Annotated in this window: 18 protein-coding genes and 1 tRNA gene; 8 read left to right on the plus strand and 11 right to left on the minus strand. The window is 74.8% G+C overall.

Going from position 1 to position 16897, the window contains the following annotated elements:
* Positions 1-62 precede the first annotated feature (62 nt).
* The 3 genes from MOX02_RS14645 to MOX02_RS14655 are packed head-to-tail and all read left to right on the plus strand — an operon-like array spanning position 63 to position 2544.
* The gene (locus tag MOX02_RS14645) at positions 63-1220 is read left to right on the plus strand and encodes an acyl-CoA dehydrogenase family protein (RefSeq protein WP_147026535.1); all 1158 of its coding nucleotides are present in this window, start codon (positions 63-65) and stop codon (positions 1218-1220) included.
* On the plus strand, positions 1220-1957 hold the full coding sequence (locus MOX02_RS14650; protein WP_147026536.1) for a PIG-L deacetylase family protein: 738 nt from the start codon (positions 1220-1222) through the stop codon (positions 1955-1957). Before MOX02_RS14645 ends, MOX02_RS14650 begins: the two co-directional genes overlap by 1 nt.
* On the plus strand, positions 1954-2544 hold the full coding sequence (locus MOX02_RS14655) for a class I SAM-dependent DNA methyltransferase (RefSeq protein WP_147026537.1): 591 nt from the start codon (positions 1954-1956) through the stop codon (positions 2542-2544). Before MOX02_RS14650 ends, MOX02_RS14655 begins: the two co-directional genes overlap by 4 nt.
* Here MOX02_RS14655 and MOX02_RS14660 read toward each other — a convergent pair.
* Positions 2453-3607, minus strand: a complete 1155-nt coding sequence (locus tag MOX02_RS14660) for a glycosyltransferase (protein ID WP_147026538.1) — start codon at positions 3605-3607, stop codon at positions 2453-2455. The two genes, MOX02_RS14655 and MOX02_RS14660, sit on opposite strands and share 92 nt — an antisense overlap.
* Before the next feature lie 332 nt (positions 3608-3939).
* Between MOX02_RS14660 and MOX02_RS14665 the strand changes: the two genes are divergently transcribed.
* The 3 genes from MOX02_RS14665 (at position 3940) to MOX02_RS14675 (ending at position 4918) form a co-directional block, all read left to right on the plus strand.
* Positions 3940-4158: a DUF6894 family protein gene (locus MOX02_RS14665; RefSeq protein WP_147026539.1), complete on the plus strand. Its 219-nt coding sequence runs from the start codon at positions 3940-3942 to the stop codon at positions 4156-4158.
* 86 nt (positions 4159-4244) lie between these two features.
* Entirely contained in the window at positions 4245-4547 is a 303-nt protein-coding gene (locus tag MOX02_RS14670; protein ID WP_244948439.1) for a BrnT family toxin, read from the plus strand.
* Positions 4544-4918: a helix-turn-helix domain-containing protein gene (locus MOX02_RS14675; RefSeq protein WP_147026541.1), complete on the plus strand. Its 375-nt coding sequence runs from the start codon at positions 4544-4546 to the stop codon at positions 4916-4918. The genes MOX02_RS14670 and MOX02_RS14675 overlap by 4 nt, the downstream gene beginning before the upstream one ends.
* Before the next feature lie 144 nt (positions 4919-5062).
* Here the strand turns inward: MOX02_RS14675 and MOX02_RS14680 are convergent.
* Positions 5063-5139, minus strand: a tRNA-Pro gene (locus MOX02_RS14680).
* Between the two features lie 99 nt (positions 5140-5238).
* Positions 5239-5982, minus strand: coding sequence for a 4'-phosphopantetheinyl transferase family protein (locus MOX02_RS14685; RefSeq protein ID WP_238179955.1), 744 nt, complete (start codon positions 5980-5982; stop codon positions 5239-5241).
* A 200-nt stretch (positions 5983-6182) separates the two neighbouring features.
* Here MOX02_RS14685 and MOX02_RS14690 point away from each other — a divergent pair, with 200 nt between their 5' ends.
* Positions 6183-7511, plus strand: a complete 1329-nt coding sequence (locus MOX02_RS14690; RefSeq protein ID WP_238179956.1) for an MFS transporter — start codon at positions 6183-6185, stop codon at positions 7509-7511.
* Positions 7512-7517: 6 nt separating this feature from the next.
* On the opposite strand, the gene MOX02_RS14695 is transcribed toward MOX02_RS14690, so the two are convergent.
* The 8 genes from MOX02_RS14695 to MOX02_RS14730 form a co-directional block, all read right to left on the minus strand.
* Positions 7518-7742: a hypothetical protein gene (locus MOX02_RS14695; RefSeq protein WP_147026543.1), complete on the minus strand. Its 225-nt coding sequence runs from the start codon at positions 7740-7742 to the stop codon at positions 7518-7520.
* A gap of 235 nt (positions 7743-7977) precedes the next feature.
* Positions 7978-8853, minus strand: coding sequence for an RNA polymerase factor sigma-32 (locus tag MOX02_RS14700; RefSeq protein ID WP_147026544.1), 876 nt, complete (start codon positions 8851-8853; stop codon positions 7978-7980).
* Positions 8854-9252: 399 nt separating this feature from the next.
* A complete protein-coding gene (locus MOX02_RS14705; RefSeq protein ID WP_147026545.1) occupies positions 9253-9843 on the minus strand; it encodes a CarD family transcriptional regulator in 591 nt (196 codons plus the stop codon).
* 510 nt (positions 9844-10353) lie between these two features.
* Positions 10354-10692 (minus strand): ferredoxin FdxA, encoded by a 339-nt coding sequence (gene fdxA, locus MOX02_RS14710; protein WP_147026546.1) that lies wholly within the window; start codon positions 10690-10692, stop codon positions 10354-10356.
* A 281-nt stretch (positions 10693-10973) separates the two neighbouring features.
* The gene (locus MOX02_RS14715) at positions 10974-11264 is read right to left on the minus strand and encodes an RNA-binding S4 domain-containing protein (protein ID WP_147026547.1); all 291 of its coding nucleotides are present in this window, start codon (positions 11262-11264) and stop codon (positions 10974-10976) included.
* A 21-nt stretch (positions 11265-11285) separates the two neighbouring features.
* Positions 11286-14726, minus strand: coding sequence for a helicase-related protein (locus tag MOX02_RS14720; RefSeq protein WP_147026548.1), 3441 nt, complete (start codon positions 14724-14726; stop codon positions 11286-11288).
* A gap of 75 nt (positions 14727-14801) precedes the next feature.
* On the minus strand, positions 14802-15176 hold the full coding sequence (locus tag MOX02_RS14725; protein WP_238179957.1) for a hypothetical protein: 375 nt from the start codon (positions 15174-15176) through the stop codon (positions 14802-14804).
* 10 nt (positions 15177-15186) lie between these two features.
* Positions 15187-16104 (minus strand): DUF3108 domain-containing protein, encoded by a 918-nt coding sequence (locus tag MOX02_RS14730; protein ID WP_147026549.1) that lies wholly within the window; start codon positions 16102-16104, stop codon positions 15187-15189.
* A 300-nt stretch (positions 16105-16404) separates the two neighbouring features.
* Here MOX02_RS14730 and rpmB point away from each other — a divergent pair, with 300 nt between their 5' ends.
* Positions 16405-16710 (plus strand): 50S ribosomal protein L28, encoded by a 306-nt coding sequence (gene rpmB, locus MOX02_RS14735; protein ID WP_147026550.1) that lies wholly within the window; start codon positions 16405-16407, stop codon positions 16708-16710.
* The last annotated feature ends 187 nt before the right edge of the window (positions 16711-16897 follow it).

Raw genomic sequence — 16897 nt, forward strand, 5'->3', positions numbered from 1 at the left:
ACCCGACCCGCGCCCGCCCGGCCCCGCCGCGGCGGGCTTCGTCGTCGCTGAGGATCGCCCGGATGCACGGCGCGTGGCCGGATCTCGCGAGCGACCGGGACGCGTCCGGCGCGCTCCTCGCGGCGGCGCGGGAGGCGGCCGAGGCCGCCGCCGCCCGGGCCCCGGACCTGGACCGCGACGGCGCCTTCCCGGCCGAGGACGTGGCGAACCTGCGCCGCCTCCGCCTCCTCGCCGCGCCGCTGCCCGCCGGCCTCGGCGGCGGGGGGCTCGCCGAGCCGGAAAGGGCCGGAGTGCTCCTCGAGGTTCTGCGCCTCGTCGGCTACGGCAGCCTCGCCCTCGGGCGGCTCTACGAGGGGCACGTCAACGCGCTGCAGCTCGTCCTGCGCTACGGCGACGCCGCGCAGCGGGCACGCCTCGCTGCGGACGCCCGCGCCGGGCACCTGTTCGGCGTCTGGAACACCGAGGGCCCGGAGGGGCTCGCCCTCGGCGGCGGGCCCGGCGCCCTGCGGCTGGAAGGCGCCAAGACCTTCGCGTCGGGGGCGGGCTTCGTCACCCGCGCCCTCGTCACGGCCCGGCGCGCGCCGGGCGACCCGCCGCTGATGCTGGTCGTCGGCCTTCCCGAAGGCGAGCGCGCCGACCTGTCGGCGTGGCGCGCGCACGGGATGCGGGCCTCGGCCACCGGCACGGTGGACTTCACCGGGCTGCCGGTGAGCGAGGCCGACCTCCTCGGCGGGCCGGACGACTACCACGCCGAGCCGCACTTCTCCGGCGGCGCCTGGCGGTTCGCGGCCGTCCAGCTCGGCGGGATCGAGGCCGTGCTCGACGCGTGGCGCGGGCACCTGCGCCGCACCGGACGCGGCGAGGACCCGCACCAGCTCGCCCGCCTCGGCGAGGGCGCGGGCGCCGCCGAGACCGCCCGCCTCTGGGTCGCCCGGGCCGCGGAGCGGGTCGCGGCGGGGGCCGAGCCGCCGGAGCGGACCGTGGCCTACGTCAACCTCGCGCGGCTCGCCGTCGAGCGGGCGGGGCTCGCCGTGCTGGAGCGCGCCGAGCGCTCGGTCGGCCTGCAGGGCTTCCTGCGCGACCACCCGCTGGAGCGCCTCTCGCGGGACCTCGCCACCTATCTCAGGCAGCCGGCGCCGGACCGTGCGCTCGCCCTCGCGGCCCGCCACGCCCTCGCCGCGCCGGGGCTGGCGGGGGACCTCTGGGCGGACGCCCCCTGATGCGCGCCGACGCCTTCCTGGCCGCCGCCGAGGCGCTGCCGTTCGGGAGCCTCGACGATCTCGCGGGCGAGGGCGGGCTCGTCGTGGTGGCGCCCCACCCGGACGACGAGAGCCTCGGCTGCGGCGGCCTGATCGCCGCGTGCGTCGCGAGAGGACGGGACCTGCGCCTCGTCGTGGTGAGCGACGGCGCTGGCTCCCACCCGAATTCTCGCGCCTACCCGCCGGACCGGCTCATCGCCCTGCGCGAGGCCGAGACGATCGCGGCGGCGGCCGCCCTCGGCCTGTCCGCGGAGCGCATCGCCTTCCTGCGCCTGCCCGACCGCGCGGTGCCGCGTACCGGCCCGGATGCGGAGGCCGCGGCGCGGGCGCTCGCCCGGGCGGCGGAGGATTGCGGGGCGGGCGGCCTCGTCGTGACGTGGCGGCACGATCCGCACGCCGACCACGTGGCTTCGGCCGCCATCGCCGCGCTGGCCCGCCCGCTCCGCCCCGGTCTTCGCGTCCACGCGTATCCGGTCTGGGGCTGGTCCCTGCCGCCCGGAACGGAGATCGACGAGGCGCCCCGGGGCCTGCGCCTCGACGTCTCCGCGCACCTCGCCGCGAAGGAGCGGGCGATCCGGGCCCACCGCTCGCAGGTGGAGGCCCTGATCGACGACGATCCCGAGGGGTTCCGCCTGCCCCCCGAGATGATCGCGCGCTTCCTGCGGCCCTTCGAGATCTTCCTGGAGGCCGGTCCGTGAGCTGCCGCACCGCCTCGCTGCCGCCCGCCTACTTCGCCGAACTCTACGCCGCTGATCCCGACCCCTGGCGCTTCGCCACGAGCGACTACGAGCGGGAGAAGTACGCGGCGACGCTCGCGGCGCTGCCCCGCCCCCGCTACCGCAGCGCCCTCGAGGTCGGCTGCTCGATCGGGGTGCTGACGCGCTCGCTCGCCGGGCGCTGCGACGCCCTCCTCGCCCTCGACGTGGTCCCGGCCGTCCTCGACGCGGCCCGCGCCCGCTGCGCGGACCGGAGCCATGTCCGCTTCGCGGAGTGCCGCGTGCCGGGCGCTTGGCCGGAGGGTCGCTTCGACCTGATCCTGCTCTCGGAGGTGGTCTACTACCTCGACCAGGCCGACCTCGCCGTCCTGGTCGGGCGCCTGCGCGAGGCCCTGGAGCCCGGCGGCGACCTGCTCCTCGTGCACTGGACCGGCGAGACCGACTACCCGCTCAGCGGCGACGAGGCGGCCGACAGCGTCATCCGGTGCTCGGCTGGGTTCGCCCGGGTGCTGCATCGGGCACGGGCGGAGCGATACCGGCTGGATCTGCTGCGGCGCGCAGACGGCTGAGGAGGCGCAAGCCCGCGAGCAGGCCGCGCGCCGGCGGGATGTGCCGGGGCAGCGCGTGCGGCCGCAGGGGGCGGGCCGCGAGGCGGGGGCTCGCCGCCTCCAGCGCCGCCCGGGCGAGCCCGAGGCTGGGCTCGGCCGCGACCGCCCGGGCCGTCTCGGCCGAGATCCCCAGCGCGGCGGCCGAGATCCCCCCGAACGTGCGCCCGCCCGCGTGCAGGCGCCGCAGGCGGCGGTGCGCGAGCACCCGCGCGAGGGCGCGCGGCAGGGCTTCGAGGCGGTCGTCGCAGGGGCTGTCGGGCGCCGCGCAGCGCAGGCGCATCGTGTCGGCGGCACCGCCCGGCGCACGACCCTCGAGGCGCCCCGAGGTGAGGACGACGATGTCGGGGTCGTGCCGCACCCGCAGGTTCCTCGCCCGCAGGGCGGCGGCGAGGGCGCGGTCCTCCCCGACCGGCAGCGGCGGCAGGCCGCCGACCTGGCGATAGGCGGAGAGCCGCACCGCCAGCGTCGCGCCGGATTCGGTCGCGTGGCGCGGCCAGGGGTCATGCGGCTCCGGGTCGAGCCGGGCCGCGATCTCGGTGAGGAGCGCCTCGTACTCGGCCTCCAGGCGGCCACGGGCGTGCAGGCTCTCCGGCAGGGCGGCGGCCTCGGCCGGATCGAGGGCGATGCGCCCGGCCACCGCGTCGGCCCCCGCCGCGAGGCCGGTGAGGTTGCGGGCGAGCCAGTCCGGCGCCACCCGGCTGTCGGCGTCGGTGGTCAGGATCGCGCCCTCGTCCGCCGCCTCGGCCTCGAGCCAGTCCGCCGCCGCCTCCATGGCGGCCCGGCGCGCAGTGCCGGCCGTGGCGCCGGGCATCTCGCAGGCGATCGCGCGGAGCCGGAAGGACAGGCCGGGGGTCAGGGCGGCGACGGCCGCCTCGGTGCCGTCGCGGCAATTGTTGAGGAAGAGGAGCACCCCGAAGCTGCCGGCCGCGATGCCCTCCTGGCGCGCGAGCGCGTGGAGGCAGGGACCGATCCGCTCGACCTCGTCGCGGGCCGGGATGGCGACGACCGCCCGCAAGGCCGTCATCGGCGGTAGCGGGCACGTCCGCGAGACGAGGGTTCCATCTGTGATTGTCAAGTTTCCTGCCGCAACCGCGTGGCAACGGGACGGACACGGACGATGTTCCCATCCGGTCGATGCGGCCAAACGGCCCGGCGCGCGGGCGGCCGCAGCGCGGCGGGCGGCCGGTGTCACGGGACCGTCCTGTGCGGCGCTGCAGGATCGCGACACGTGTCCCGCGGCCCGCGTTTCGAGCGATGCCCGCGGGGGCTTCCGCGCCAGACTGCCGAGCCGTTAAGTTTTCGTTAACCTTTGCTGCGCACCAATCGGGTCGGGTGCTTCGCGCCGGAAGGGGCAACATGGCTCAGCGCTTCCACTTCGATCTGACCGACGGCTACCGCACCCTGCGCGACCGGGCAGGCACGCTGGCGCCGGACGTCGATCGGGCGCTGGCCCAGGCGCTGATGGCGATCAAGGAGCTGCGCGACAGCGGGGAGCTCGCGACCCTCGGCGACGGCTGGCAGATGGTCGTGCGCGACACGAGCGGCACCGTCCGGCAGGTCTTCCTGATCCAGTGAGGGCGTCTGCGCCGCGCTTGTGGTCCATCCCGAAACTCTGACGCGTCGTCGACGTCACTGAGCAGCGAGCCTGCGCGCTGCACTCCATGCCCATGACTGCGCTTGAAGCGCAGTCATGGGCATGGAGGTCGACTGGGATCCGAACAAGAGCGCGACCAAACCGGCGGGAGCGCGGATTCGGCTTCGCGTACGCCGTCCGCGTCCTCGCCGGGCCGGTCCTGGAGCGCGTCGATGGGCGGCGCGATTACGGGGAGGTCCGCATCCAGGCGCTCGGCGAGATCGATGGTCTCCTCTACGTCATCGTGTTCACGGATCGCGAGGTCGACGGACGGCGCCTGCGCTGGATCATCTCCGCGCGGCGCGCTCATGAGAAGGAGCGGCGGCAATGACTCGGATGAGCTTGGAAGAGGCCCTGGCCCGCACGCCCGACATCGATCGGGCAAAGGTCGAGGCCGCGACGGACGAGGAGATCCTGCGGCACGCGCGCGAGGACGGCGGCGACCCGAACGCGGCCGAGGGCTGGCTGCGCATCCCGCTGCCCCGCGAGGTTCGGGCGGCGCTGAACCTGACGCAGGAGGAGTTCGCCGCGACGATCCGTGTTCCGGTCTCGACGATCCGCAACTGGGAGCAGGGTAGGACGTCGCCGGAACCGGCTGCGCGCACGCTCCTGGCGCTCATCGCGGCCGATCCCGCGCACGCCCTGAAGCTGCTGGGCGGCCGCTCAAGCGGACGTCAGGGCCGTCCACGCCGCTTCGCCTAGCCCACCACCGACTGCGTGCGGGTGATCGGAAGGCTTCAGACATCGCGACGCCCGCGAGGGCGGGCACCCCATGCGATCGCAGTGTTGGACTTGGAAGATCGATGGGCGGCCCCGAGTGTCGGGATCGGGCCGCATCCTGTTATTTGGTCGGAGTGGCAGGATTTGAACCTGCGACCCCCACGTCCCGAACGTGGTGCGCTACCAGACTGCGCTACACTCCGAAGGCCCGCGTCTCCGCCGGCGAGCGGGCTTATAGCCGGGGCTCTTCCGGCCCGCAAGCAAATCATTGCCGAGCCTCGCGCGCTTCCGCGAAGACCCGTTCAGGCGAGCCGGGCCGGCCATCCGGGCGGCAGTGCGAACAGGTCGATGCCGGCATCCGGCGCCTCCAGCGCCACCGCCCCCACGGTGCCGCCGCCGGGCTCGAGGTGGCGCATCGTCCAGGCGCCGGGTGCCGCCGGATCGTCCGCGAGCCGCAGCAGGGCCGCGGGGGCGGGCGGCAGCGAGACGCTGAAGCGCGCGAGAGGCAGGGCGAGCCCGGCTCCCACCGCCTTCACGAAGGCTTCCTTGCGGGTCCAGCAGGCCATGAAGGCGGGCATCCGCTCAGGATGGGGCCGGGCGGCGAGGGCGGCGGCCTCGTCCGGCGCGAAGTAGGTCCGGGCGACGCGGCCCGCATCCGGCATCGGGCGCAGGGCCTCGACGTCGACGCCGATCCGGCCGCCCGGCGAGACGGCCACCAGCGCCCGCGCGCCCGAGTGGGAGAGGTTGAAGTCGGGCCCCGCCCCCTCGGCCAGCGCCGGCTTGCCGCCGGGCCTCTCCGCGAAGGCGAGGTCGGCGGGCGCCCGTCCGAGGGCGCGGCCGAGGATCAGGCGCAGGGCCGCGTGGCTCGCGGCGTAGCGGTCGCGGTCGACCGGCCGCAGGAAGCGGGCCGCCCGCGCCCGCTCCTCCGTCGAGAGCACGCCGGCGCAGGCCGCGAGCGCCGGCGCGTCGAGGGCGAGATCGACGCACCAGACGCAGGCGCGCGCGGCGGGTCCCGGCTCCCGCACGGTCCATGCGTCCCCGCTCACGCCGATCCTCGCCTTCCGCGGGCGCCGCGCGGCGCGGCCGCGCGCCCGCCCTCCGGCATGGCCACGGGAGGTCGGATCGGGGCATCATGCCGGCACGGCGGCGGGGGAGGGGGCATGCGGGGAGCGGTTCGGGGGCTCGGCGTCGGGCGGGTCGCGAGGATCATCGATGGCGGCCCCTGCCGCAAGCCGCGGGGCGTGGCGTGAGCGGCAGCCCGGCCGCGCGGCTGCCCGGTTTCCGCCTGCCCGGTTTCCGCCTGCCGACCCTGCAGGATCGCGGCGCCCGCTACGCCACCTTCTTCGCCACCTACCTCTACCAGGGCCTCGTGGCGGGCTTCTCGCTGACGGCGCTCGCGAACCACCTGGCGGGCCTCGGCGTGCCCGCCTCGGAGGTCGGCCTCCACTTCGCCGTGGCCGGCCTGCCCTGGACGGTGCAGCCGATCCTGTGGGGGCCGCTGGTCGATCGGGCCGGGCGCGCCCGCATGGGCCGGCGCCGGGTCTGGGCGGTGGCCGCGCTCCTCGGGGGTCAGGTCGCCCTGGCGGGCCTGCTGCTCCTGCCGGGGCCGGAGGCGCTCGGCGCCCTCTCGCTCGTCTTCCTGCTGCACAGCCTGTCCGCGTCGCTGCTCGACACCGCCTGCGACCGTCTCGTCATGGACCACGTGCCGGAGGCCGAGCTCGGGCGGACGAGCGCCTGCACCCGCGGCGGCTTCGTGGTCGGCACGAGCCTCGGCGCTGCCCTGTTCGGCTGGACGCTCGCGGCCCAGGGCTTCTCCGCGAGCGCGGCGCTCCTCCTCGGCCTCAGCCTCGCGGCAGGGCTGCCGACCCTCCTGGTGCGCGAGGCGCCGGGCGACGCCGTCCTGTCTCTGGCCCGCGGCCCGGCCGATCCGGCCGCGCGGGCGCCGGTGCCGTTCCGCCGCTTCCTGCGGCGCCTGGTGCTGGGGCTCGGGCGGCGGCGCGCGCTGCGCCTCCTCGGGCTGTGCTTCGCCCTCGACGGGGCGCTCGCGCTGTTCGAGCTGCGCTTCGGCGTCGATCTGGTCCAGGGCTACGGCTGGGACGCGGCCGCGCTCTCGCGGCTGCAGGCGGGCCTCGCGCTGGCGGGCGGCACGCTCGGGGCGCTCGCGGTCGGGCTCTGGTCGGACCGGGCGGGGCCGCTGCCGGCGCTGCGGCGGCTCTGCGCGGCGAGCGCCGGCGCCTTCCTCATCGCGGCGGCGCTGGTCGCGGCGGGCCTTGCCGGCCCGGCGGGCCCGGCCATCCTCGGCCTCACGAACGTGCTGCCCGGCCTCCTCGTCGTCGCCCTGGTGCCGGCGCTGATGCGGGCGAGCCGGGGCCGCGTCGGCGCGGCGACCGAGTTCGAGGTCTACATGGCGACGATGAATCTCGGGGCGGTGGCGGGCGGGGCGGCCTCGGGCTTCCTCGCCCCGGTCCTGCCGCTCGGCGCCGTGGCCGCCCTCTGCGCCTGCGTGCTGGCGGGCTGCGCCCTCGTCACCGCGCGCCCGCACCTGATCCTCCGGCAGCGGAGGGACGGCGGCTGACCCGGCTCAGGCCGTGTTCCGCCCGCCGACCCGCGAGCCGCCCGCGCCGGGCCGGCGCAGGAGACAGGCCGTCAGGTAGGCGATCTCGGCGCCGGCGACGCTCCCGTAGAACAGCGCGAGGCCGGCGTACCAGGGCAGGCCGTGGCGCAGGGTCGTCACGGCCGCGACGATGGCGGCGACGAGTGCCAGCAGGGCCAGGGCCGCGAGCGGCCGGATCGCAGGGTGCAGCATTCCTCAGGCTTGCGTCGTCACGTCTCCGATGCGGAGAAGCATAGCGCGACGCTCGCGCCGAAAGTAGACGCCCGAGGTTGAAAATCGGCCGGTTTTCCGCCGTTCGTATCGAACGGTACAACTTGCGGGATGCTGTCACGCCGAGCGGTGTTGCCTCGGGCCGACGCGGGGCGGCGCGCGAAATGAGGCGCCCGCCCGCGAACGACCCGCTCGGTCCCGCGCGAAAACCTTGCGGTCAGCCGGCGTAGACGCTGCTCGCCGTCTGCGGGAATTTCTCGGCGAGCGCCCGGCGCAGCTTCTCCAGAGCCCGGTTCTCGATCTGCCGCACGCGCTCCTTCGAGATCCCGAGGCGGTGGCCCAGGGCCTCCAGAGTCGCCTGGTCCTCGGCGAGGCGCCGCTCCTGCAGGATGCGAAGCTCGCGCTCCGAGAGCACGGTCAGCGCCTGCTGCAGCCAGATCAGCCGCCGCTCGCCGTCGACCGTGGCGGAGACGGTCTCGTCGGGCAGGGCGGCCCCGTCGACGAGGAAGTCCATGCGCTCGGAGGATGCCTCGCTCTCCTCGCCGACCGGCGCGTTCAGGGACATGTCCGGGCCCGACAGGCGCGCGTCCATCAGCGCCACGTCCTCGCGGGAGACGCCGATGGCGGTGGCGATGCGGCGGTGGATCTCGTCGCCGACGCGCTCCTCCGTCGATTGCATCAGGCGCGCGCGCAACCGGCGCAGGTTGAAGAACAGCGCCTTCTGGGCGGAGCTCGTGCCGCCGCGGACGATCGACCAGTTGCGCAGGATGTAGTCCTGGATCGAGGCGCGGATCCACCACGTGGCGTAGGTGGAGAAGCGCACGTCCCGCTCCGGCTCGAAGCGGGCGGCGGCCTCCATCAGGCCGACATGGCCCTCCTGCACGAGATCGGCCATGGGCAGGCCGTAGTGCCGGAAGCGGCCGGCCAGCGCGATCACGAGGCGCATATGCGCGGAGATCAGGCGGTGGAGGGCGCGCTCGTCGCGTTTGTCCTTCCAGCGGAGAGCAAGGCCACGTTCCTCCTCCCGGGCCAGGAAGGGCGCCTCCATGGCAGTCCGGATGAACTGTCGCCGGATCCCTGCAATCTCTGCCATCCCCGCCTCCGCCTCTTGGTTCGAGTGCTGTTAACGGCAGGGGCCGCACCCGAAGACGCCCTATGGCGCCGGCAGGGACCCACGCCAGGCAACCGACAACGGGGGCGCGGGCGCGAAGGTTCCGTCCTCCGCGCGGAAGAAGGCCGAGCTGGGACCAAATTCCGCCCGCGACGCCGGCGAGCCGGCCGCGCGATCGATCCCGCATAGGATCTAGGGCGCCGATGACGGCACGACGACAGGGGGACGAACGGTGTCGTGCACGGGTACGGCGCCGCGCGGCCGTCGGGCGCCGGGACGGCCTCGGAAGCCAAGAAAAAGGGCCCGGCGCTCGCGCGCCGGGCCCGGATGAGCCGGCCTCCGAGGGGTCTCCTCGCGAGGCGCCGTTCCCGGAGGCTGGCCTCAGGCCGCCTCCTCCTGCAGGTCGTCGCCGTCCGCGTCCGCCTCGGCCTCGGTCTCGCTCTTGGCGCGGCGGGGGGACTTGGCGAGGCTCTGCTCGATGAGCTTGAGGGCCTCGGTCTCGGTGATGCGATTCACCGTGGAGATCTCGCGCACGACGCGGTCGAGGGCGGCCTCGTAGAGCTGGCGCTCGCTGTAGGACTGCTCGGGCTGCGCGTCAGAGCGGTAGAGGTCGCGCACCACCTCGGTCACCGAGAGCAGGTCGCCGGAATTGATCTTGGCCTCGTATTCCTGGGCCCGGCGCGACCACATCGTCCGCTTGACGCGGGCGCGGCCGGTCAGCACGTCGAGGGCCTTCTTCACCACGTCCGGCTCGGCGAGCTTGCGCATGCCGACGCTGTTGGCCTTCGCGGTGGGCACGCGCAGAACCATCTTGTCCTTCTCGAACGAGACGACGAACAACTCCAGCTTGTAGCCGGCGATCTCCTGCTCCTCGATCGCGATGATGCGACCGACACCGTGAGCCGGATACACGACCGCTTCGCCGGTCTTGAAGCCTTGGCGGCCTGCCGTCGTCTTCTTGGCTGTGGTCATGCGAGAAGGGCCTCCAAACATGGCGCGGGCGCGCGGGATGCCGCGCCGGATCTGTCACTCCGGGGCGGGACTCCCGGTTCTTGCCGCCGACCGCGGACCCGCTACCCGAGCGGGCGCGCGAACCATCGGTTCCCTGGCGCGACCGAGCGCACGGACCACGACGAGACCGGCCACCGAAAGCAGGGCGCCTTCAGCGGTCGATCGCATGCAACCCCGTTTCCATGGAACGCCTTGGAACCGCGTCTGGCGGATGAGGGAGCACGTCAGGCACGAGCGACGGCAGACCCATTGTGTATCACAATCCGGCCGCCGAATCAAAGGATTGCCGACTGGCGCACGCACGTGCGCGGTCCCCGTGCGGACTTGTGCACGGGGAGAACGCGGCGGGCAGCATGCCCCCGGAATGCCTGCTCTGCGCCGGGCGCAGGCGCGCCGCGAGAGGGCGGTGAGCGCCGGCCCGGAGGGCGCGGACGCCCCTGGGCCGGGGCCGGAGACAGGCTCCGGGAGGGCTCAGTCCCCGGAGCCGGGATTGCCCGAGAAATGCGCCTCGAACTTGCCGCTGACGCCGTCCCACTCCTTGGCGTCGGCGGGGGCGTCCTTCTTCTGCGTGATGTTCGGCCAGCGCTTGGCGTAGTCGGCGTTGACCTTCAGCCAGGTCTCGAGGCTCGGCTCGGTGTCGGGCTTGATCGCCTCGGCCGGGCACTCGGGCTCGCAGACGCCGCAATCGATGCACTCGTCGGGGTGGATGACGAGCATGTTCTCGCCCTCGTAGAAGCAGTCCACGGGGCAGACCTCGACGCAGTCCATGTACTTGCACTTGATGCAGTTGTCGGTGACGACGTAGGTCATGAGCCGCTTTTCGTCCTCGATCCGCATCGGCGGGGCGGGTGCCGGGGCCGTCCGCCCCGTCCGCGCTCTTCCGCGCCCGACGGGCGGATGCTCGCGCTTCGAAAATTCCGTGCGGGGCCGGGTGGCCCCGATTTCGAACGGCTCTAGCCCCTGGGCGGTGTGCTGACAAGCGTGCAGGCGCCGCATCGGGCCGGAGCGTCCAGGGTGTCGCGCCCCGGCCATAGGTCCGGGCCCGGCGCGCGTCCGCCTGAGCCCGGGTTCCTGGCGCCGCGACGAAACTCCTAGGGCTCGCCCGGCGCCTCGCCGGCCTCCGCGACCTCGGCGTAGAGCCGGCGCGCCTCCGGGGCCGGCCCGCGGCGCTCGCCGAGATCGACCACGCGCACCAGCGCCGTGACGTGGGCGGCGGCCACCGTGATCACGTCGCCGACCGCGAGGCCCTTGGCCGGAGTCTCGGCCCGCCTGCCGTTCACACGGACATGGCCGTCGGTGACGAGGCGGGCGGCGAGCGAGCGGGTCTTGGCGAAGCGGGCGAACCACAGCCACTTGTCGAGCCGCTGCCGCTCCGCCTTCATGCGCCCCGGAACCTCCCGCCGTCAGCGCTTCCCGCTCTCGGACTCGAGCTGCGCCTTGAGCGCGGCGAGCTTGGCGAAGGGCGAATCGGGATCGGGCGCCCGCTCGCGCCGGGGCGGGCGCTGATCCTCGCGGGGCCCGGCCTGCCGGTTCTCGTCGCGGCGGTCGGGGCGGCCGCGGCCGCCCTCGAACCGGTCGCGGCGCCCGCCGCCCTCGCGGCGGCCCTCCGGCCGTTCGCCCTGCGGAGGCCGGCCGCGGCCCTCGCCGCCGTGCGCACGCTGGCGGTCGGGCCCGCGCTCGCCGCGGTTCTCGCCCCGGTTCTCGCCGTCCTGCCGCCGCGTCCCGTCCTGGCGGCCGCCGCCCTGGGCGGCCTCGCGCCCGCGGCCCTGCTGGCCGCGGGGTCGGTTCTGGCGCTGATGGGCCGGCCGCTGGTGGCGGTGCAGGTGCCAGACCTCGATCGCGACGGGCTCGGCGGCCTCGGCCGGGGGAGCCTCGGCGGGAGCGGGCTCGGCGCCGGTCTCGGCGGGCGTCTCGCTCGCCGCAATTCCCGTCTCGGCCGGGACGGGCTCGGCGCCCGCGTCAGGGGCGGTCGCCTCGGGAGCGGCCTCGTCCGCCGCCAGGTCGGGCGTCTCTTCGCGCGCCTCTTCGGGGAGGGCCGACTCGGAGACCTCGACGACCTCGGCGGTCTCGGGGCTCGCCGTCTCGGCCGCCGGCTCCGCCTCTCCGCCGGCCGCAGCCGCCTCGGGCTCCGCGGCCTCTGCGGTCCCGGCCGCGGCCGTCTCGGCCGGCTGGGTCTCCGCGGGAGCCCCCCCGTCGGCGGCGGCCGTGGTCTCGGCCTCCGCTGCCGGAGCCTCGGCCGCGTCGGCGCCCGCGGGCGCCTCGCTCTCCCCCGCGGCGTCGGCGAGGGCGTCGGCGCTCGGCGCCTCCTCGGCCGGCTGCCCGGCGGCGGGCCGCACCGGCTCGGTGGCGGCGGCGGGCAGCAGCGGCACGGTGATGGCGGGGCCGGGCCGGGTCTCGGCGACGTAGCCGAGCGATTTCAGGATCGAGGCGAAATCCTCGCCCGAGCAGCCGACGAGCGAGGTCATGCCGACGGTGCCGACGAAGCCGTCCCCGTCCGCCGCGCCCGCGGGCGGCTCGCCGGGCGTGGTGCCCGGCCGGTAGGCGATGGCGGGGCGGATCAGGTCGGCCAGCCGCTCCAGGATGTCGACGCGCACGGCGCGCTCGCCGCAGACGCGGAAGCCCGCCGCCCGGTAGAGGCCCTTGGCGATCTCGGTGTTCACCTTGATCGAGGTGCGGCCGGAGCCGGCCAGATGCGCGATCTCGTCGAGGCCGGGCTGGTCGAGGCCGCCGTTGCGCAGCGCCCAGAGCTGGGCCGCCAGGGTGCGCGGGGCGGGCTTGAGGAGCGCCGGCAGGAAGATGTGGTAGGCGCCGAAGCGCACGCCGTGGCGGCGCAGGGTCGCGCGGCCGTCCTGGTCGAGGCTGCGCATCTCGTGCGTGACCTTCGCGCGCTCGAGGACGCCCAGCGCCTCCACCACCTGGTAGCCGATGCCCTTGGCGAGCCCGGTCAGGTCGGCGGCGGTCTCAATCTCCGTGAGCGGCCCGAGCAGGCGCACCACGTGCGCCTTGAGCCACGCGGTGAGGCGCGCCTCGACCCGCTCGCGGGCGGGGCCCGTGAGCTGCTCGTCGGCGATCAGGCGCAGGCGCGGCTCGAACAGCTTGTCGCCGGCGACGAGCTTGGCGACGGGGTCGCCCGTCCAGCGGATCACGCCCTCGTGGCTGAGGACGAGGGAGGAATCGGCCGCGGCCGCGAAGCGCTCGGCCCGGGCCTCGATCTCGCCGGAGAGCGCCTTCTCGGCGGCGTTGCGCAGGGTCTTGGCCTCGTGGCCCTCGGCGCCCGGGTCCGGCACGAACTGGAAGCCGTGGAGATGGCCGACATGCTGTCCCTCGACGGTCACGTCCCCGCCGGGGGAGATCTGGGCTTCCAACATCGTGTTCTCTCTCAGGCGCCGCATCAGGACGCTGGTGCGCCTGTCGACGAAGCGGCTCGCGAGGCGCTCGTGCAGGGCGTCGGACAGCCTGTCCTCTACCCGACGCGTCTCGCCCTGCCAATGTTCCGGGTCCACCAGCCAGTCGGGTCTGTTGGCCACGAAGGTCCAGGTCCTCCCTTGCGCGATCCGCTGCGACAGGGCGTCGATGTCGCCGTCCGTCCGGTCGATCATGGCGACGTGGCGGGCGAACCAGTCGTCGGGGATGCGCCCCGCCATGCCCCGCATCAGGAATCGGTAGAGCTGCGCCACGAGGTCGGCGTGGGTCTGGGGGTGGACCTTGCGGTAATCGGGCACGCCGCAGACGTCCCACAGGCGCTGCACCGCCTTGGTGCCGGTGGCGAGGTCGCGGATGTCGTCCTCGCGCATCAGGATCTCGAGCGCCTGCTGGTCCTCGCCCATCGGCGCGCGGGTCAGCCCGTTCTCGCGCGGGTGCTCGTCGAGGGTCTCGCGCAGGGCGTCGAGGCTGTGGAAGCTGAGGTCGGGGTTGCGCCACTGCAGCATCCGCACCGGATCGAAGCTGTGGCTCTCGATGGCCTCGACCATCTCGGCGTCGAAGGGCTGGCAGCGCCCCGTCGAGCCGAAGGTGCCGTCCGAGAGGTGGCGCCCGGCACGTCCCGCGATCTGCCCCATCTCGGCGGGCGTCAGCTTGCGGAAGCGGGTGCCGTCGTACTTCCAGTTGGCGGCGAACGCCACGTGGTCGACGTCGAGGTTGAGGCCCATGCCGACCGCGTCGGTGGCCACGAGGTAGTCGACGTCGCCGGACTGGTAGAGCTCCACCTGCGCGTTGCGGGTGCGCGGCGAGAGGGCGCCGAGCACCACCGCCGCGCCGCCGCGCTGGCGCCGGATCAGCTCGGCGATGGCGTAGACCTCCTCCGCCGAGAAGGCCACGATGGCGGTGCGGCGGGGCAGGCGCGAGAGCTTCTTCTCGCCGGCGAAGCTGAGCTGCGACAGGCGCGGGCGCGTCGTCGTGCGCACGCCGGGGATCAGCGATTCTACCAGAGGTTGCATCGTCGCCGAGCCGATCAGCAGCGTCTCCTCGCGGCCGCGCTGGTAGAGCAGGCGGTCGGTGAAGACGTGGCCGCGGTCCATGTCGGCGGCGAGCTGGATCTCGTCGATGGCTACGAACGCCACGTCGAGGTCGCGCGGCATGGCCTCGATCGTGGCGATCCAGTAGCGCGGCCGGTCCGGCTTGATCTTCTCCTCGCCGGTGACGAGGGCGACCTTCTCGGGGCCGACCCGGGCGACGACGCGCAGGTAGACCTCGCGGGCGAGGAGCCGCAGCGGCAGCCCGATCATCCCGGTCGGGTGCGCGAGCATCCGCTCGATCGCGAGGTGGGTCTTGCCGGTGTTGGTCGGCCCGAGAACCGCCGTGACGCCGCGCGCGCGGGCCTGCGGTGGAAGGGAACGGCGGCTCATCAGGGCGGGGCGGTCCTTCGGCGGGGCGGCCGGTGGTGCGCCGTGGGCGTCGGGGAGAGGTCGCGGGAGGGGCGCTCAGTAGCCCCGGTGCCGGGGGACGGGCGAGCGCGCCCCGCGCGGAGGCGGAGCCTCATATGGGGCCGCCTCGCCCGTTCCGCCACTCCCCTCGGCGCCCGTCCCGCCGCCCCCGGAGAGGCCCGGAACCCCGTAGATGTCGATTCTCACGGAGGGGCGCGGGCCCGCGAGGTCGGCGCAGAGCGTGTCGGGCGTGGCGGTGAGCGGGCCGCGCCGGGGCGGACGGCCCTCGACCACCTGCGCCGAGGAGTAGGCGTTGCCGCCGCAGGCGCTGTCCGCCTCGAGCGGCGCGGCCCGGGCCGGCAGGAGGGCCCCGAGCCATGCGCCGGCGAGCGCGCCGAGGAGGGCGGCGGTCAGGCCCGGCGCAGAGGGCATCGGGGGCGCCTCAATCCTGCCCGGCGAGGCTCGCGACGGCGGCCGGCTCGGCCGGCGCCGCGGCGGTGGCGGCCGCGGTCGAGGAGGCGGCCCGCGTCCAGCGCGTCGCCTCGATGATGTTGGTGCCGATCGTGGTGCGCACCGAGATCCGCATCGGCAGCAGCACCCGCGTGCCCTCGACCGGCGCGAGCCAGACCGACATGTCGCGGTTCTCCTCCATGAAGCGCACGCCCGGCCGGTCCGGCCGGTGCCCGGCGATGGCCTGGTAGCGCGCGTTGCAGACGAGGACGGGACCGGAATAGCCCGGCTTCTCCACCGCCCGGGTCTCGGCGTAGCTCAGCACCACGTTGAAGCGGGTGGCGCCGTCGAAGACCGGCAGGGTGCGGTTGCAGTTCTCGGGATCGGTGAGCTCGCCCGTCGCGCGCGCCGGCATCAGGAGGGCGCTCGCCGGGTCCATGACGCCGCGCTTGTTGGCGGCGGTCACGGGCACGCGGTCGCCCATGTCGATCAGCGGCGGCGTCACCTCGGACTGGGTGACGTTGCCGCGCGCCAGCGCCATGCGCACCGCGATGCCGGAATTCGACGTGCGGGTGGCGATCGAGAAGGTGCTCGGCTGCGGGCCCGCGCTGAGCACGCCGCTGGAGCGGGCCGAGCCCATGCCGCCCGTGATGGCGCCGACGAGGCCGGTCAGCGTCGCGGAGACGTCCACGCGGTAGCGCTGGCCCTCGAAGGCGCCGGAGAGATGCGCCGTGCCGATCGGCAGCCCGGCGAGGACGACGCCGTAATCGACCGTCACGCTCGCGGGCGCGGCCTTCGGGGCGCGGGGGCGCGCCTCGGCGGCACCGGTCCCGGCGGCGGCGAGCAGGCAGAGGGCCGCCGCGATCCGCTGACGGGCCGGCTTCACCGGAATGGAGGGCGTGGCGCACATGGTCCGGACTCGACATCCTCAAACGCTCGCGCCGGCGCGGGGCTCGGCCCTCGGCACGACGGTAGCGTTATCCCTCCCGCATGGTTAACAGAGCGTTCGGCCGCCGCCAGTGCCGCGAAGGGCACAGCGGCGGCCCGCTTTCGCCTTGACGGCGCGCGGCCCCTTCGCCTATAGGCTCGCGCCTTCAACAGGACTCCGCTGGACCTGGAATCACGCTTGGGCGAGGCCCGCGGCGAGCGCCGCGCCGGCTGTCAGGGTCCGAGTTATGACCGCCCACGGAACGATACGGGATTGTTTGCTATGTCGCGCCGCTGCGAACTCACGGGCAAGGCCGTGCAGGTCGGCCACCTCGTGAGCCACTCGAACCGCAAGACCAAGTGCCGGTTCCTGCCGAACCTGTGCAACGTCACCCTGACCTCGGACGCCCTCAACCGCCGCGTCCGTCTGCGCGTCACCGCGCACGCCCTGCGCTCGGTGGAGCACCGCGGCGGCCTCGACGCCTTCCTCGTGAAGGCCCGCGAGATCGAGCTGTCCCAGACCGCCCGCCTCCTGAAGCGCGAGATCCAGAAGAAGCTCGCCGAGACCGAGACCCAGGCCGCCGCCTGAGGCTCTTAGGCCGCCGCCTGAGGCTTCAAGGCGCCGCCTGAGGCCGCGAGGCGCCGGCCTCCCGGCCGGTCCGCATCGTCCACTCGTCCCGAAGGCCGCCGCACGCGAATACGTGCGGCGGCCTTCGCGCGTTCCCGGAAGCGCGACAGCCTCCCTCTCCCGTTCGGGAGAGGGTCGGGGTGAGCGG

This window comes from Methylobacterium oxalidis (assembly GCF_007992195.1).
GTDB classification, from domain to species: domain Bacteria; phylum Pseudomonadota; class Alphaproteobacteria; order Rhizobiales; family Beijerinckiaceae; genus Methylobacterium; species Methylobacterium oxalidis.

Bases quoted from the DNA above. Each gene is read 5' to 3' on its own strand.
- fdxA (WP_147026546.1), bottom strand. From the start codon at position 10,692: ATGACCTACGTCGTCACCGACAACTGCATCAAGTGCAAGTACATGGAC.
- MOX02_RS14645 (WP_147026535.1), top strand. From the start codon at position 63: ATGCACGGCGCGTGGCCGGATCTCGCGAGCGACCGGGACGCGTCCGGC.
- MOX02_RS14705 (WP_147026545.1), bottom strand. From the start codon at position 9,843: ATGACCACAGCCAAGAAGACGACGGCAGGCCGCCAAGGCTTCAAGACC.
- MOX02_RS14725 (WP_238179957.1), bottom strand. From the start codon at position 15,176: ATGCCCTCTGCGCCGGGCCTGACCGCCGCCCTCCTCGGCGCGCTCGCC.
- MOX02_RS14660 (WP_147026538.1), bottom strand. From the start codon at position 3,607: ATGACGGCCTTGCGGGCGGTCGTCGCCATCCCGGCCCGCGACGAGGTC.
- MOX02_RS14700 (WP_147026544.1), bottom strand. From the start codon at position 8,853: ATGGCAGAGATTGCAGGGATCCGGCGACAGTTCATCCGGACTGCCATG.
- MOX02_RS14675 (WP_147026541.1), top strand. From the start codon at position 4,544: ATGACTCGGATGAGCTTGGAAGAGGCCCTGGCCCGCACGCCCGACATC.
- MOX02_RS14730 (WP_147026549.1), bottom strand. From the start codon at position 16,104: ATGTGCGCCACGCCCTCCATTCCGGTGAAGCCGGCCCGTCAGCGGATC.
- MOX02_RS14695 (WP_147026543.1), bottom strand. From the start codon at position 7,742: ATGCTGCACCCTGCGATCCGGCCGCTCGCGGCCCTGGCCCTGCTGGCA.
- rpmB (WP_147026550.1), top strand. From the start codon at position 16,405: ATGTCGCGCCGCTGCGAACTCACGGGCAAGGCCGTGCAGGTCGGCCAC.
- MOX02_RS14665 (WP_147026539.1), top strand. From the start codon at position 3,940: ATGGCTCAGCGCTTCCACTTCGATCTGACCGACGGCTACCGCACCCTG.
- MOX02_RS14715 (WP_147026547.1), bottom strand. From the start codon at position 11,264: ATGAAGGCGGAGCGGCAGCGGCTCGACAAGTGGCTGTGGTTCGCCCGC.
- MOX02_RS14720 (WP_147026548.1), bottom strand. From the start codon at position 14,726: ATGAGCCGCCGTTCCCTTCCACCGCAGGCCCGCGCGCGCGGCGTCACG.
- MOX02_RS14650 (WP_147026536.1), top strand. From the start codon at position 1,220: ATGCGCGCCGACGCCTTCCTGGCCGCCGCCGAGGCGCTGCCGTTCGGG.
- MOX02_RS14670 (WP_244948439.1), top strand. From the start codon at position 4,245: ATGCCCATGACTGCGCTTGAAGCGCAGTCATGGGCATGGAGGTCGACT.